The 14,537-nt window shown below is 59.7% G+C and carries 13 protein-coding genes; 8 read left to right on the top strand and 5 right to left on the bottom strand.

Annotation, left to right across the window (positions count from 1 at the left end; genetic code table 11):
- Positions 1-20 precede the first annotated feature (20 nt).
- The 4 genes from era (at position 21) to recO (ending at position 3,241) form a co-directional block, all read left to right on the top strand.
- Entirely contained in the window at positions 21-971 is a 951-nt protein-coding gene (era, locus tag FB593_RS04380) for a GTPase Era (protein WP_013635798.1), read from the top strand.
- Positions 972-1,153: 182 nt separating this feature from the next.
- Complete coding sequence (locus FB593_RS04375) at positions 1,154-1,906, top strand: Crp/Fnr family transcriptional regulator (protein ID WP_003512249.1); 753 nt, start codon at positions 1,154-1,156, stop codon at positions 1,904-1,906.
- Between the two features lie 136 nt (positions 1,907-2,042).
- Positions 2,043-2,420: a response regulator gene (locus FB593_RS04370; protein ID WP_025592901.1), complete on the top strand. Its 378-nt coding sequence runs from the start codon at positions 2,043-2,045 to the stop codon at positions 2,418-2,420.
- A 56-nt stretch (positions 2,421-2,476) separates the two neighbouring features.
- Complete coding sequence (gene recO, locus FB593_RS04365) at positions 2,477-3,241, top strand: DNA repair protein RecO (RefSeq protein WP_025592903.1); 765 nt, start codon at positions 2,477-2,479, stop codon at positions 3,239-3,241.
- A 2-nt stretch (positions 3,242-3,243) separates the two neighbouring features.
- On the opposite strand, the gene FB593_RS04360 is transcribed toward recO, so the two are convergent.
- Positions 3,244-4,458 carry an MFS transporter gene (locus FB593_RS04360; protein WP_003512255.1) on the bottom strand — a complete coding sequence of 405 codons (1,215 nt, stop codon included), beginning with the start codon at positions 4,456-4,458 and terminating at the stop codon, positions 3,244-3,246.
- 176 nt (positions 4,459-4,634) lie between these two features.
- Here FB593_RS04360 and FB593_RS04355 point away from each other — a divergent pair, with 176 nt between their 5' ends.
- Positions 4,635-5,369 (top strand): class I SAM-dependent methyltransferase, encoded by a 735-nt coding sequence (locus tag FB593_RS04355; RefSeq protein WP_065658094.1) that lies wholly within the window; start codon positions 4,635-4,637, stop codon positions 5,367-5,369.
- Between the two features lie 31 nt (positions 5,370-5,400).
- Here FB593_RS04355 and FB593_RS04350 read toward each other — a convergent pair whose 3' ends face one another.
- The 4 genes from FB593_RS04350 to FB593_RS04335 all read right to left on the bottom strand — a co-directional run bounded on the left by FB593_RS04350 (position 5,401) and on the right by FB593_RS04335 (position 11,461).
- On the bottom strand, positions 5,401-6,243 hold the full coding sequence (locus tag FB593_RS04350) for an MOSC domain-containing protein (protein WP_111798966.1): 843 nt from the start codon (positions 6,241-6,243) through the stop codon (positions 5,401-5,403).
- 10 nt (positions 6,244-6,253) lie between these two features.
- Positions 6,254-6,898 carry an HD domain-containing protein gene (locus FB593_RS04345; RefSeq protein WP_097102068.1) on the bottom strand — a complete coding sequence of 215 codons (645 nt, stop codon included), beginning with the start codon at positions 6,896-6,898 and terminating at the stop codon, positions 6,254-6,256.
- Entirely contained in the window at positions 6,895-9,666 is a 2,772-nt protein-coding gene (locus tag FB593_RS04340; RefSeq protein ID WP_162760876.1) for a DUF2339 domain-containing protein, read from the bottom strand. The genes FB593_RS04345 and FB593_RS04340 overlap by 4 nt, the downstream gene beginning before the upstream one ends.
- Positions 9,667-9,907: 241 nt before the next feature.
- Positions 9,908-11,461, bottom strand: a complete 1,554-nt coding sequence (locus FB593_RS04335; RefSeq protein ID WP_112391614.1) for a VOC family protein — start codon at positions 11,459-11,461, stop codon at positions 9,908-9,910.
- Between the two features lie 292 nt (positions 11,462-11,753).
- Here FB593_RS04335 and FB593_RS04330 point away from each other — a divergent pair, with 292 nt between their 5' ends.
- The 3 genes from FB593_RS04330 (at position 11,754) to FB593_RS04320 (ending at position 14,489) form a co-directional block, all read left to right on the top strand.
- Positions 11,754-12,797: an ABC transporter substrate-binding protein gene (locus tag FB593_RS04330; RefSeq protein ID WP_065661179.1), complete on the top strand. Its 1,044-nt coding sequence runs from the start codon at positions 11,754-11,756 to the stop codon at positions 12,795-12,797.
- Between the two features lie 88 nt (positions 12,798-12,885).
- Positions 12,886-13,674, top strand: coding sequence for an ABC transporter ATP-binding protein (locus tag FB593_RS04325; protein ID WP_003512279.1), 789 nt, complete (start codon positions 12,886-12,888; stop codon positions 13,672-13,674).
- Positions 13,671-14,489, top strand: a complete 819-nt coding sequence (locus FB593_RS04320) for an ABC transporter permease (protein WP_003512280.1) — start codon at positions 13,671-13,673, stop codon at positions 14,487-14,489. The genes FB593_RS04325 and FB593_RS04320 overlap by 4 nt, the downstream gene beginning before the upstream one ends.
- The last annotated feature ends 48 nt before the right edge of the window (positions 14,490-14,537 follow it).

Raw genomic sequence — 14,537 nt, 5'->3', positions numbered from 1 at the left:
TTGAATACCTCAGACCTTGAATGGATATCATGACCGATCACGAAAACCCCGCCGTTGCCGGCGAAGACATCGCCCTTCCGACCCGCTCCGGCTTTGTGGCCCTCATCGGCCCGACCAATGCCGGCAAGTCGACGCTGGTCAACAGGCTGGTGGGTGCAAAAGTTTCGATCGTCAGCCACAAGGTACAGACGACGCGCGCCGTTATGCGCGGCATCGCCATTCACAAAAATGCGCAGATTGTTTTTATGGACACGCCCGGCATCTTCAAGCCGCGCCGCAGGCTCGACCGCGCCATGGTCACCTCGGCCTGGGGCGGAGCGAAGGATGCGGATCTCATCCTGCTGCTGATCGACAGCGAACGCGGCCTGAAGGGTGACGCGGAAGCGATTCTCGAGGGGCTGAAGGATGTTCCGCAGAAGAAAATCCTCTGCCTTAACAAAATCGACCAGGTGAAGCGCGAAGACCTGCTGAAGCTTGCTGCCGCCGCCAATGAGCACGTGACCTTCGACCGGACCTTCATGATTTCGGCCACCAACGGTTCGGGCTGCGAAGACCTGATGGATTATCTGGTCGATACCCTGCCGGAAGGTCCGTGGTATTATCCGGAAGACCAGATTTCCGATCTTCCGATGCGCCAGCTTGCCGCCGAAATCACCCGCGAAAAGCTGTTCCTGCGTCTGCATCAGGAGCTTCCCTACGCCTCGCATGTCGAGACGGAGAAGTGGGAAGAACGCAAGGACGGCTCCGTGCGCATCGAGCAGGTGATCTACGTCGAGCGCGACAGCCAGAAGAAGATCGCTCTCGGCAAGAACGGCGACGCGATCAAGGCGATCTCCACCGCCTCGCGTAAGGAACTGTCTGAAATCCTCGAACAGCCGGTTCACCTCTTCCTGTTCGTCAAGGTTCGCGAAAACTGGGGCGACGACCCCGAACGTTTCCGCGAAATGGGCCTGGAATTTCCGCGGGGATAAGGCACATACGGTTCCTCCCATATTCCTGTGACAGGCACAGGAATGTGGATGTGCCGGCCGGAAACGGAACGGCACACAACGAACATTCTGAATATCTTCAACCTTTTATCGGGAACCGAATGCATTCGGGTGGGTTGTTCCAAAACGATTGGGCGCAACCTTTTTTTCGATGATGGATATTCATGTCGCCAAAAAAACCGAACGGAATTTCCACCACCCCGTGTCAGCACTGTCCCTTGCGCGACCTGCCGCATTTCAGGGACTTTTCCTCTTCCGAATTGGATTTCGTCTCCCGTTTCAAGACAGGGGAACTGGCGGTGGAAAGCGGTTCCGTCATTTTGATGGAAGGGTCGCACAGCGCCCATCTCTACACTGTCCTTCAAGGCTGGGCTTTCCGTTATAAAACACTGGAAGACGGCAGGCGGCAGATCCTCAATTATGTCATGCCAGGCGATCTAGTCGGCCTGCAGGGCACGGTCATGGGGGAAATGCAGCATTCGGTGGAGGCGCTGTCGCCGGTGACACTGTGTGTCTTCGAGCGCTCGCGACTCAACAACCTCTTCACCGATCATCCGACCCTTGCCTATGACCTGACGTGGATTGCAGCAAGCGAGGAGCGCATGCTCGACAACCACTTGCTCAGCATCGGCCGACGCACAGCAATCGAGCGTGCTGCCTACCTCATCGCGTTCCTTTACAGCAAGGCAAAGGCGGTTAATCTCGTGCAGGGCGAAACGCCGATCCCGGTGACCCAGCAGCACGTTGCCGATACGCTCGGCCTCTCCATCGTCCACACCAACAAGACCTTGAGAAAGCTTGTCGATCGCGGTCTGATTCGCTGGACGGACAAGGGCTGTCTGGTGCTGGACGATGCCGGACTGAGCCATGTTGCCGGTTGGCAAAACGATGAAAAGCGGCCAAGACCCTTCATCTGATCTTTTTTCGACATGTCTTTTTTAAATGACGTTGGGTCCGTAATTTGCGAACTCTGTCGACATGGCGCTTGAAAATCACATTGGCGACAGCGGCGCAAATCCGTCTGGTTCCCTTCACGTTGAAAGAAGAAGAAACATGGTGCCACAACGCTGCATCATCGTTGAAGATGAATATCTGGTGGCGCTTGACGTCGAGGCGGTTCTCCAGTCCATCGGCGTTGAAACCATCACGATTGCGACGACACTTGCGCAGGCACAGGACGCATTAGGGCGGGATGGCGCCGATTGCGTGCTTCTCGACGTCAGCCTTTCCGACGGCAAGAGTTACGATTTTGCCCGCCACCTTCGCGATCACGGAATTCCCTTCGGTTTCGTCAGTGGTTATGGCGACACGAGTGGTTTTCCCGAAGATCTCGTGCATGCGCCCCTGCTGGGCAAGCCTTTCGGTGAAAACGAAATCGCCGATTTCGTGACGACGCTCGTTGCTGCGGCGCGCGACACCGTAAAAGAATAACGTTTCGCCGTCAGATCGGTTATGATCGGGCTTGAATCGGAATTCGGACAGATTTCATGCAGTGGCAGGACGAGGCAATCATTCTCGGCGTAAAGCGTCATGGCGAGACCAGCGTCATCGCCGAGGTGATGACCCGTTTGCGCGGCCGCCATCTGGGGATGGTGCGCGGCGGGCGCTCCCGCAGCATGCAGCCGGTGCTGCAGGCGGGAAACCGGGTGGATGTGATCTGGCGGGCGCGGCTTGACGACCATCTCGGCGAATTCCGCATTGAGCCTTTGCAGTTGCGGGCGGCGCAACTGATGGAAACGGCAACCGCCGTGTATGGTGTGCAGGCCATGGGCGCGTTGCTGCGCCTTTTGCCGGAGCGTGACCCGCATCCGCATCTCTATCAGGCGCTCGACGTCATTCTCGACAATCTCCATGATCCGGTCGATGCTGGCGAATTGTTCGTTCGTTTCGAGCTGGCGGTGCTGAACGATCTTGGTTTCGGTCTCGATCTCACGGAATGCGCGGCAACGGGCCTGCGCACCGATCTCATCTATGTGTCGCCCAAAACGGGCAGGGCGGTCTGTAGTACGGCGGGGGCGCCCTATGCGGCGCGTATGCTTTCGCTTCCCGCTTTCCTGAGCGAAGGTCAGTCGAAGGCCGCCGATCGCGACAGCCTCGCGGCCGCCTTCCGTCTCACCGCCCATTTCCTCAACCGCCATGTTTATGATCCACGCGGCCTCAATGAAAACGCCGCCCGCGACGGTTTCGTGCAGGCGGCGTTGAAGGCACTGGAGCGCAAGGCGGTGCTGCCTGCGCTCGATAAGGCGGTATAGCCTCAGGCCATCGCTGGCCGAGGTGCGGGTCGTTCCTGAATAGGCCAATGCACGATGGCCGCAAAAATCCCCATGCCGACGCCGAGCCACCAGACGAGATCGTAGGAGCCGAGCTTGTCGTAAAGGAAGCCGCCGAGCCAGACGCCGAGGAACGAGCCGATCTGATGCGACAGGAATACGACGCCACCCAGCATGCCGAGATGGCGCGTGCCGAACATGATCGCCACCAGCGCATTGGTCGGCGGCACGGTGGAAAGCCACAGGATGCCCATCACGGCCGCGAAGATGATGACCGAAAGCGGCGTTTGCGGCAGAAGCAGGAAAGCCGTGACGGCGATTGAGCGGGCGATATAGATATAGGCCAGCAGATAGGGTTTCGAGTAACGCTGGGCAATGACGCCGGCGGCCAGCGATCCGATGATGTTAAAGAAGCCGATCAGCGCCATGGCGATGACCGCATAGCGGGGTTCGATGCCGATATCGCCGAGATAGGCCGGAAAATGCGCGGTGATGAAGGCCACCTGAAAACCGCAGACGAAAAAGCCGGTGGTCAAAAGCAGATAGCTCTTGTGGCCGAGCGCTTCTCTCAGCGCCTCGCCTGCCGTCTGCTTGAATTGCGTCTGCGACTGGCTACCGGACGAGGAATTGCCGCGCATCGGATAGGCCAGCAGTGGCACCAGCATCATCATCACGGCAAGCCAGACGAGACTGTCCGACCAGCCATAGGTGGAAATCAGGCCCTGGCTGATTGGCGCAAACAGGAACATGCCCGCCGATCCCGCCGCGGTGCCGATGCCGAAGGCAAGCGAGCGTTGCTGCGGCGTAACATGCCGCGCGAAGGCCGAAAGAATGACGCTGAATGAACCAGCGGCAATGCCAAGCCCGACAAGCACGCCACCACCGAAATGCAGCCAGAAGGGCGACGTGCCGAAGGACATGCAGATGAGGCCAGCCGCATAGAGAAAGCCGGAAAGCACGAGCACACGGCCGGTGCCGAATTTATCGGCGATGGCGCCGAAGAATGGCTGGCCTAGACCCCAGAACAGGTTCTGAAACGCCATGGCAAGTCCGAAGGTGGAGCGGTCCCAGCCGGTATCGGCCAGCATGGGTAGCTGGAAAAAGCCCATCGCCGAGCGTGGCCCGAAGGTCATGACCGCGATCAGCGACCCGGCGACGATGATCGCCCAGGGCATGGTTTGGCGTGTGGCTTGCGACATGAAACTCTCCCGATGCAGCACCTCGCCCCGTGGGACGCTGTGCCGCAAAATTCCCCTTTGATGAGAGGAATATTATCTTTTGCAAGGCTGCCCCACTAGCAACTTTTCTTGACGGCACTATTCGTGCGATTGATGAGACACTCAGGTGAAATGCCATCGGGCAAGGTGAGGCAACGATGAAGCAGAATATTTACGACGACCCGCAGTTTTTCGAGCGCTACAGCGCCATGCCACGCTCTCTGGAGGGACTGCGTCAGGCGGGCGAATGGCATGAGCTGCGCGCCATGTTGCCAGCGCTGAAAGACAAGACAGTTCTTGATCTCGGTTGCGGTTTTGGCTGGCATTGCCGCCACGCCGTAGAGCAGGGCGCGGCGCATGTCGTCGGGGTCGATCTGTCGGAAAATATGCTGCGCCGCGCCGCCGAGATAAACGGCGGCCCCGGCATCGAATATCGCCGCGCCGCGATCGAGGACATCGATTTTGCGCCGGAAAGCTTCGATCTGGTACTGAGCTCACTCGCTCTGCACTACGTCCGCGACCTCGATGCGGCATTCGCGAGAGTTTTCTCCGTGTTGAAATCCGGCGGCGACTTTGTCTTTTCCATCGAGCATCCCGTGTTCACGGCGCTGGACAAACAGGACTGGTTCTACGGCGAAGATGGCGAAATACTGCACTGGCCGCTCGATAACTATCAGAACGAGGGCGTGCGCCATTCCAACTGGATGGCGGATGATGTCGTCAAATATCACCGCACGGTGTCAGGCATTCTCAACGCCCTGCTGACTTCAGGCTTTGCGATCACGCGGCTCGCGGAACCGAGGCCCGATCCCGCCCTGCTGGCGGAGCGGCCGGAGATGAAACACGAAGACCGCCGTCCGATTTTCCTGATCGTCGGTGCGAGGAAGCCTTGATACGAGATCGTGAGATGCATGGCCCAGCTGCTTAACGCCTCTTGATCGCCCAGCCGTCCGGCCGTTCCTCGACTACCTTTGCTACATCGCCAACAGCTAGCCTGCCTTCGCCGCGCGGTGTGACATTCCAGCCGAAGAGCGGGCCGGGCACACGCCGGTCGCCGGACATGCGGATGCGGCCCATGGCCTTCATGGGGGAGGGTACATCGCGGGAGCCGGTTATCTGGTCCTGTGTCGTCATGATGCAGCGGGCGCAGGGCTTGACGAGGTCGAAACGGATGCCGCCGATCTCGATCGCCGCCCAGCGATCCTCCGCCCACGGCTCGTCCGTTTCCAGCACGATATTGGGCCGGAACCGCTCCATGCCAACGGCGTCTTCGCCATTTGCACGCATATTGTCGTTAAGGGCTGCAAGTGAAGCGGTGGTGGTGACGAGGATCTGGTAACCGTCCGCAAAGGTGACGGGCGTTTCGTTGCCGGTCCATTCACGGCTCGCGATGCGTTTTGCGATGTCATCGAAGAACACCAGCTTCACCTCGCGCCCAAGCCACTCAGACAGTGTATCGTTGGTTTCGCTATCGGCGATATTGGCGCTGACGATCGATTTCCACACGGCCACATCCATGCGCTGCCCGGAAGGCCTGGCGAAAATCTCGCCACCTGCTTCCCGCGAAAGCACCATGCCGCCATCCGCGTGCTGTGCCAGAACCGTGGCAATATCAGGCAATTCGCGCTGGGTGATGAAGTGGCCCGAAGGGTCGGTCAGCATGGCGCGCCGGTCGCCGGGCAGGCCTTCCGCCGAAACATCGCTTTTCGAGAGGACAATGCCGCGCGCGCTTTTCAGCGGGTAGATGTTGAGTTCGGTCACACGCATTCAGGTCTCCTCAGATTTCGTCGAGAAACAGGTCCAGCACCTGTTTCAGCCGCTCATGGCGGGCCTTTGCCAGTTCTCGCCCGGTTTCGGTGCGGAAACCATCCGCAAGCTTGAACAGCTTGGTTTCGAAATGGTCGATGGCGAAGGCGCGATCATCAAGCGGACGGTCCTTTGCCAGCGGATCGGCCGGGTCGTAGAGCGCCGAACCCATGCGTCCGGCAATATAAAAGCAACGCGCAGCACCCACCATGCCGATGGCGTCCAGCCGGTCGGCATCCTGTAGGATCTTTGCCTCCAGCGTCTGCGGCTCGATATTGGCGGAAAAACTATGTGTGGTGATGGCATGCGCGGCGGCGTCAATATCGGCCTGACGCCAGCCAAGCCCGGCCAGAATGCCGGAGGCTTTTTCCGCCGCAAGGCGTGAGGCCTGCGCGCGAAGCGGCGAGTTCTTCTCCACCGCCACGCAATCATGCAAAAGCACGCTGGCCGCAAGCACCGTGCCATCGCCTCCTTCGCCCGCGTGGATGCGCATGGCGTTGCGGAAGACGCGGTGGATATGGGCAAGATCGTGTGAGCCGTCACCCGCATCGGCGGCATGCGGGATCAGGTCCTGCGCAAGCGCCGCATAGGGCGCAAAAGCCTCAGCCGGGATCATGTCTTCGGCTGCCGGGTGAGGATTTTCTGATAGAACAGACCGATGCCTATCAGCACGGCGCCAAGGCCGATGAAGGACAGCGCCCGCAGCACGCCCTCAAGATTGCTCATGTCGATCAGGAATGCCTTGGCGACGGAGATCAGCACGAAGGCGGCGGATGCCAGACGCAGGCTGCGGGCATTGAAGCGCGAACCGACGATGAGCAGCAATACGCCGATCAACAGCCAGACCACCGAGTAGCTGTAGGTCTCGCCCTGCAGGAAGCCTTTCCAGTTGGCGATGTTTTCACCCTGCCAGAAACGGCGGACCGAAAGTGTGGCCCAGGCAAAGCCGAGTGTGGCACCCGCCACGGCCAGCAGGCTGACATAGGCTGCAGGCCGCTTGCCGCGTGCGTAATAGGCAAGGCCGCCATAGGCAAGCGCCGGCAGCAGGTAACCGATCAGCAGCAGGTTGAGGAACGGGATGCGGCCGGTATTTTCGCCGGTGAAATAGGGGTTCAGCGTGAAGAAATGCATCACCAGCACGTTGATGACGGCGATAACGCCTGCAATCATCGAGCCGTAACGGAACACGGGGCTGGGGCTCTTCAAATCGAGCGTCATCAGTACGCCTGAAAAACCGATGGTCAGCAGCGTATAGATCGACTGTTCGCCAAGCGTCGGCACGCTTTCGTCCAGTGTGCCGCCATTCATCGCATGGCGGATGAGGATTGCGACCGCCAGCAGGCCCATCAGGCTGGCGATGGCCTGCAGGAAGTTCTTTGCCCGGAAGCCCGGCCAGTCGCGCAGCATCCAGGCGGAGACGATAGCGAGCAGCGCCGGAATGCCGTAACCCGGCAGAAGCGCGTTGAAGACCGGCGTGAGCCCAAGATTTTGCGGCCCGACGATGGTCGGCTCCCAGGCGATGCGGCCAAGAACGGCAACACTTGCCACCGCCATGACCCAGGGCAGCACATCCCAGTTGCGCTGGCGGGTTGCCAGCACATAACCGAAACCGATGACGGAAAGCAGTATGGTTGTCGTAAGCCCCTCAGTCAGCGTGTGCAGGCTTAGCGCGAATGCGGCAAAGGAGCCGAGCACGAGGATGTTGAGCGGCTTGCGATAGGCCTCGTTGTTTTGTCGGTGCAGCCATTCTGCAGCGGCGATCAGCAGGAAACCGAGGCCGAGGCCATAGGCTGCATGCAGCCAGTCACGACCGAGATTTCCATATTCGACGAAGCTCGCGGTTCCGAGCCAGACCGGGAAGAGAGCTGCAATCCCCGCCCAGAGCTGGGCGAAATCCGGATCGTCCGCGCCCTTGCGTTTAAGGAAGGAAAAACCGCAGAGCAAAAGAATGGCGCCAAGACCAAGCGCCATGGCGATTTCAGCCATGTAGCCGGTTCGCACCGGCGGCAGCGCAATCGAGGTATCGTTGATGATGCCGATAAAATCGAGCCCGGAGCGAGACATCACCGAGACCGCAGCCTGCGCGCCAAGTGCTGCGATGATGGCGGGCCAGACCGCGTTGCGGCGGGAAGCACCAAGGGCCGCCAGCCCTGCGATGAGCGCTGAGACAATCACGGCCGGATGAAGGTCGATGCCGGCGCCGATGACGAGAAAGCTGAATGCCGGCAGGATCACGGCCATTGAGACGGTGAGATTGATGGCAAGCGACGGGCGCAGCAAAAGCCGCATGGCGCGAACGGCGCGCCGCCCGGAAGTTACGGTTTCTCCCGTTTCGGCAGGTGCTGCGTCGAAATAGCGTCCGGGCCAGAGGAAGATCGTACCCGCCAGCATGACGAGCAGCGCAAGGACCGGAGGTGCGGCACTGATCGTGTCGGCGATGGCGATATAGCCGAGCGCCCAGAGGCCGAGACCGGCATTGGCAAGCGAGGGAGCCACGGTCCAGCGCTGCCTGCGCGCAGCAGCTGCTGTCGCCAGCCAGGATATGGTGAGGAAGACGAAGAGCGCCCAGATATTCGGGGTTTCAGTGGAAATCAGCGCAGGCGTCAGCATCGAACCCAAAAGGCCAAGACCGGCGAGCGCCTGCCCGTGCAGAAGTGAAAGGCCAATAGTGGCGAAGGCGACAAGCCCGAGCAGGATGAAAGCGGTAGTGGGGCTTATGTAGTCGTAAATGCCGTAGGCGGCATAGATAACGCCGAACAGCGTCAGTGCACCTGCTGCCGTCAGCACGCCAGGTATCATGGCGTTGGAATAGGTGGTGGCGATACCAGGTACGGCCCTGCGGCGGATTGCTTCGCCGGCAAGACCGAGACCGAGGCCGAAAATGGCGGCGAGCGAAAGCCGCACGGCCGGGCTCAGGAGCCCAGACTCGATCGAATATTTGATGAGGAAAATGCCGCCGAGCGCCAGCGCCAGCCCACCTGCCCACACTGCCCAGCGTGCGCCCAGCAGACTTTCGAAGCTTTCCTTCGGGGCTGACGCGGATGCGGCCTCAGTGGAAAGCGCACTTGTCTCTTCCGCGCTGGCAAGGTTCTCCGCCGGCGCCATGGCCGCGGCCATTTCGGTTTCGGACGGATATTCCGTTTCGACGAACTCTTCTTCCGGCAAAGCCCGGTTTTCTTCTTCCGCCCTGAAATCCGGGTTTTCCGCGGCTGCATCCGCCTCCGCCTGTGCGGCAAGAGGAGAGGCCGCCCCGGTGGCCATCAGCCGCTTCAGGCCGTTAAGCTCACGCTCCAGCGACTTGATGCGGCTTGAATTGCGGATGCTTGCGACCAGCGTATAGATGAAGGCTGCGATGACGGCGAGGATGAGAAACGGGATTTCCAAACAGACTCTCCAATTACTAAGCTGTTTTTAAAGCCGTTTTGGCGAATTTATGCAAGGCTTGGTTGAGGGATGCGGGAGGTTGCCGTTTGTTTCTTCTCCTCGCCGGGGAGACGGTGTCCCGAAGGGTCGGATGAGGGGAAAACGTTGCCCAATCTCACGGCCTTTGCCCCTTATACCGCTGCCGTGGCTTTCTGGCCGGCGGGGGAGACTAAACCGCGAGGCAACGTAGTATCGTCAGATGTCACGCCGCAAGCCAGTGCCGTGCCGCTTCGATATCGGCAAACCCAAGATCGTGACCGTCATCGATCATTTGCACTTCTGCCCGCGCGCCGCCGGCCACAAGCCTGCCTTGCACATCTGCCGCTCTGTCGCGATATTTGTCGCGTTCTCCGGCTACGAGCAGGAAGTTGCGTTCGGTAAGATCACTTTCCGGCCATCTATCGAGAATCGGCAACGGGCGATAAAGCAGCGCATCCCCGGCAAGCTCCGGGTAGAGTGCCGCAAAGGCTGCATAGAAATTTGCGCCGTTGGAATGGCCGATGAAGCGCAGTTTCGAACGATCCAGACCATAGGACCGAATGGCGCCGTCAATGAAGGCGGCAAAGGCTTCCGCTTCCGAGACGATATCCTTCTGGTCGAAGCTGAAATCGGGCAGACGCCGGAACCAGCGGGCGATGTCTTCCTCCGTGCTGCGGCCACGGACGCCGAGAAGCGTGGCGCCCGGAGCAGCCCGGTGCGCCAGCGGCATCAGGCTGGTTTCACTGCCGCCGGAACCGTGCAGCAGGATGATGGTGCTGCCATCCGGCTTCTCGGGCGTATAGAAGCGGTGCACGAAGGGCAGGTCGCGATAGACGATACGTTCTTCGCCCGGCATCGAAAATTGCGGCAGCGCAACGCGCACATCCGCTTCGTCCTTCATGAAGAGTGGCGGGATGAACAAATTTTCGCCGAGTGCCTCCAGCGGTTCGTCCACGGTCATGCCGGGAGCGTCGGTCGCCATTTCAATCAGCACGCCGCCCGGTTCGCGGACATAAAGCGAGTGGAAATATTTCCGGTCGTGGGCATTCGTCGTGCTGGAGTTCAGCGATTTTAGCTCGGCCAGAACCGCGTTCAACTCTTCCAGATCCTTCGCGCGGAAAGCGATGTGGTCAACAGTGCCGGTGCCCGGGGCGCTGGACCAGAAGCCGGTCGCGTCGCGCACGTCGATGATGTCGCCGCTTTGCGATATGAGCCGGCGGATCGCGCCTGTCTGGCTTTCCTGCCGGTATCCGAAATATCTTGTAAGGAACGCCACGGTTTCTTCCGGCACCTCGCTCAACATCGTCGCGCCATAAATCCGGCGAATGGCGTCTTCTGCCGGGATGTCGTTTGTCACATGCGGAGTGGCATCGGCGAAGGCGTTCGTGCCGACCAGCTTGACGATCAGGCCGTCAGGGTCTTTCAACCGGATGACAGGGGTTCCGAATTCGTCGGATGGGCCCTCGGCGCGGATGCCGAATTTCAGCGCGCGCGTCAGCCAGAAACCAATGCTGGCAGGGTCGATCGCCAGTGAAACTTCCAGCGTCTGGCCATAACCCACGCGGCCCTGCCCACCGTCTTCCCAGACGAGGAAGGTCAAAAGCGAGCCGGGCGAGGCGTTTCCGTCGCCGTAAAGCAGGTGAAGCTGCATGGCATCTTCAAAACCGGCAGTGCGTTTGACGAGCCTTAAGCCCAGAAAACCGGCGTAAAAATCGACATTCGCCTGCACCTTCCGGGTGATCATCGTGATGTGGTGTATGCCCAGTGCAGAATTCATCTTGCCGTCCCCGCCGTTTTGCCTGCTGTTTGTGGCCCTATTTGTCCCACGCTGCGCCTGATCCGCAACCCCGGCAAGTGAGAACGCTGTGTTCGCTGCGTGAACGATATTGCTGTCGCTTCGTTGCATGCGGGATGGGCAAAAATCGAGCTTTTTGCCTGCCGGTTGACCATGAGTGCCTTTAAAATAAGCATACAAAATAACGGCTATTTTGTATGCAATTTTATCTTGCCTTGATGGCTGGAATTGGGTCTTATGCAACCAATCCAACCATAACCATCAGGGGGAACAGATGATATTAACGCGTAGGTTGTTGTCGAGAGCTCTGGCCATTGCTGCAGTCGGTGCCGCTGCCGGGCTGTCGCTGCCGGTAACGAGCGCCCATGCCGAAACGCCGGTGAAATTCACGCTCGACTGGAAATTCGAGGGACCTGCCGCAGGTTTCCTGCTGGCGTTGGACAAGGGATACTTCAAGGCCGAAGGCCTCGACGTGACGATCGACAGCGGCAACGGCTCGGTGGAGGCCATTCCGCGCGTGGCAACCGGCGCTTACCAGATGGGTTTCGGCGACATCAATTCGGTGATCAAGTTCCTCGATGAGGATCCGAGCCAGAAGGTCAAGGCCGTTTACATGGTCTATGAACGCCCGACATTTGCCGTCGTCGGCCGCAAGTCGCTTGGTGTCACTGGCGACCCGAAGTCGCTGGAAGGCAAGAAGCTCGGCGCGCCGCCGCCGGATGGCGCTTTTGCGCAATGGCCAGCCTTCAAGCAGGTCGCGGGGCTGGACGACAGCAAGATCAAGATCGAATCGATCGGCTTTCCGGTGCGTGAGCCAATGCTCGCCAAGGGCGATGTCGACGGCGTCTTCGGTTTTGCCTTTTCGGTGATCCTCAACCTGAAAAAACAGGGCATTGCCGATGACGATATCTCGACCATCCTGATGGCCGAGCATGGTTTGAATCTTTATGGCAATGCTGTGCTGGTAAACACTGATTTTGCTGAGAAAAACCCTGATGCCGTCAAGGGTTTCCTCAAGGCGCTGGCCAAGGGCTTCGCCGATTCCGTCAAGGCCCCTGAAGAGGGTGTGGCGGCCGTGCTCAAGCGTAACGAGACGCTCGACAGCGCGATTGAGCTGGAACGCCTCAACATGGCCAACAGCATGAACATCAAGACGCCCTATGTGGTGGAAAATGGCATGGGCGGCGTCGATCCGGCCCGGCTTGCTGCCTCCCTCGAGACCCTGAAAGTTTCCATGGGTCTGAAAGGTAACGTCAAGGCAGAGCAGGTCTTCGACGCGGCTTACCTGCCGCCCAAGGAAGAGCGCATGCTTCCCTGATTGATGTCACGGCGACCGCCCGGATCGCTTGCCGGTCCGGGCGGTTTGCAATTTTTAAATAGCATGGGGGGCTGAAAAGGGGACTGCGATGTCACATCTTGTGGAAATAGACAATGTCGACATGCGTTACGGCGGGGCGGCCGGAACGCTGGCTGTATCCGGCCTCAACCTGACGGTCGACAAGGGGGAATTCGCTGCTGTCGTCGGCCCGTCGGGCTGCGGCAAGTCGACCCTGATGAAGCTGGTAACGGGGCTGCACATTCCGCAAAAGGGCAATGTCATCGTTGCCGGGCGGCAGGTCACGGAACCGGTTTCCATTGTCGGCATGGCGTTTCAGAACCCGACGATGCTGCCCTGGCGCACTACGCTCGAAAATATCCTGCTGCCGCTGGAGATCGTCGAGAAGCACCGCCGGCGTCTGCGCGCGCATAAGGCCGAATATGTCGCCAAAGCCGAACGCCTGCTGGAAATCGTCGGCCTCAAAGGCTTCGGCTCGAAGTTCCCCTGGCAGCTTTCCGGCGGCATGCAGCAACGCGCCAATCTCTGCCGCGCATTGATCCACGAGCCGGACCTTCTCATGCTGGATGAGCCCTTCGGCGCGCTCGACGCCTTTACCCGCGAGGAACTGTGGTGTGTCATCCGCGATCTGCATACGGCGCAGCGGGTTACCATCATTCTGGTGACGCACGATCTGCGCGAAGCGACCTTTCTCGCCGACAAGATTTTCGTGATGAGTGCAAGGCCGGGCCGCGTGCTGGCGGAACACCGCGTGCCTTTTGCGCGACCGCGCCAGCTGGATATCATGTATGACAAGGGTTTCAACGACATGGTGCAGGAACTGCATGGCGAGATAGCGCAGGCGAGGGTGGCGGCATGAGTGCGTTTGTGGAAAGCAGCATGGCAACCGCGCCGTCGAAACCGCTGATCGCCCGGGTCAACTGGGTGAAGGCCGCCCCCTGGCTATATACGCTGGCGCTGTTTGCAATGTGGGAATTGCTGGTTTACGCGCTGAAAATGCCGCCAACCATTCTGCCATCGCCCGTGCGTGTGGGGCAGGCCATCGTGCAATATTGGTCGCCGATCTGGAAGAACTCACTGCAGACGCTCTATACCACCACGCTCGGTTTTGCGATTGCCGTCGCGGCGGGTCTCGCCATCGGCCTCTTTATCGGCTGGTCGAAAACCATCTATGCCGGGCTTTATCCGCTGATGATCGGTTTTAATGCCATCCCCAAAGTGGCGTTGGTGCCGATCCTCGTCATCTGGTTCGGCATCGGCACTGTTCCCGCGGTTCTGACTGCGTTCCTGATTTCCTTCTTCCCCATCGTCGTCAACGTCGCGACCGGTTTGGCCACCATCGAGCCGGAAACGGAGGACGTGCTGCGCGCACTTGGCGCCAGGAAGATGGATATCATGCTGAAGGTCGGCATTCCGCGCTCCATGCCTTACTTCTTCGGCTCGCTGAAAATCGCCATCACGCTCGCCTTCGTCGGCTCGGTCGTATCGGAAACCGTCGCCTCCAATTATGGCCTCGGTAATATGATGAGTTCGGCGCAAAGCCAGTTCAACGTGCCACTGGTCTTTGCCGGTCTGTTGATGCTCGCCGTGGAAGGTATCGTCATGTATGCGATCATGGCCTGGCTCGAAAAGCGCATGACCGGCTGGGCGCATCGCTCGACCATGGGGCAGTAAGCGGGGAAAGGGCCGTATCAACTCGCATTGGTTGCCTTCTCCCCACTG

It is taken from the genome of Rhizobium sp. SJZ105 (genome assembly GCF_007828365.1).
Taxonomy (GTDB): Bacteria; Pseudomonadota; Alphaproteobacteria; order Rhizobiales; family Rhizobiaceae; genus Agrobacterium; species Agrobacterium tumefaciens.
The sequence above is the reverse complement of the archived record's forward strand: the minus strand, read 5'-3'. Positions and strand labels throughout refer to the sequence as shown.

Coding starts and splice junctions, on each gene's coding strand:
- FB593_RS04335 (WP_112391614.1), bottom strand. CDS start 11,461: ATGAATTCTGCACTGGGCATACACCACATCACGATGATCACCCGGAAG.
- recO (WP_025592903.1), top strand. CDS start 2,477: ATGCAGTGGCAGGACGAGGCAATCATTCTCGGCGTAAAGCGTCATGGC.
- FB593_RS04350 (WP_111798966.1), bottom strand. CDS start 6,243: ATGCGTGTGACCGAACTCAACATCTACCCGCTGAAAAGCGCGCGCGGC.
- era (WP_013635798.1), top strand. CDS start 21: ATGGATATCATGACCGATCACGAAAACCCCGCCGTTGCCGGCGAAGAC.
- FB593_RS04360 (WP_003512255.1), bottom strand. CDS start 4,458: ATGTCGCAAGCCACACGCCAAACCATGCCCTGGGCGATCATCGTCGCC.
- FB593_RS04330 (WP_065661179.1), top strand. CDS start 11,754: ATGATATTAACGCGTAGGTTGTTGTCGAGAGCTCTGGCCATTGCTGCA.
- FB593_RS04345 (WP_097102068.1), bottom strand. CDS start 6,898: ATGATCCCGGCTGAGGCTTTTGCGCCCTATGCGGCGCTTGCGCAGGAC.
- FB593_RS04320 (WP_003512280.1), top strand. CDS start 13,671: ATGAGTGCGTTTGTGGAAAGCAGCATGGCAACCGCGCCGTCGAAACCG.
- FB593_RS04375 (WP_003512249.1), top strand. CDS start 1,154: ATGTCGCCAAAAAAACCGAACGGAATTTCCACCACCCCGTGTCAGCAC.
- FB593_RS04355 (WP_065658094.1), top strand. CDS start 4,635: ATGAAGCAGAATATTTACGACGACCCGCAGTTTTTCGAGCGCTACAGC.
- FB593_RS04325 (WP_003512279.1), top strand. CDS start 12,886: ATGTCACATCTTGTGGAAATAGACAATGTCGACATGCGTTACGGCGGG.
- FB593_RS04370 (WP_025592901.1), top strand. CDS start 2,043: ATGGTGCCACAACGCTGCATCATCGTTGAAGATGAATATCTGGTGGCG.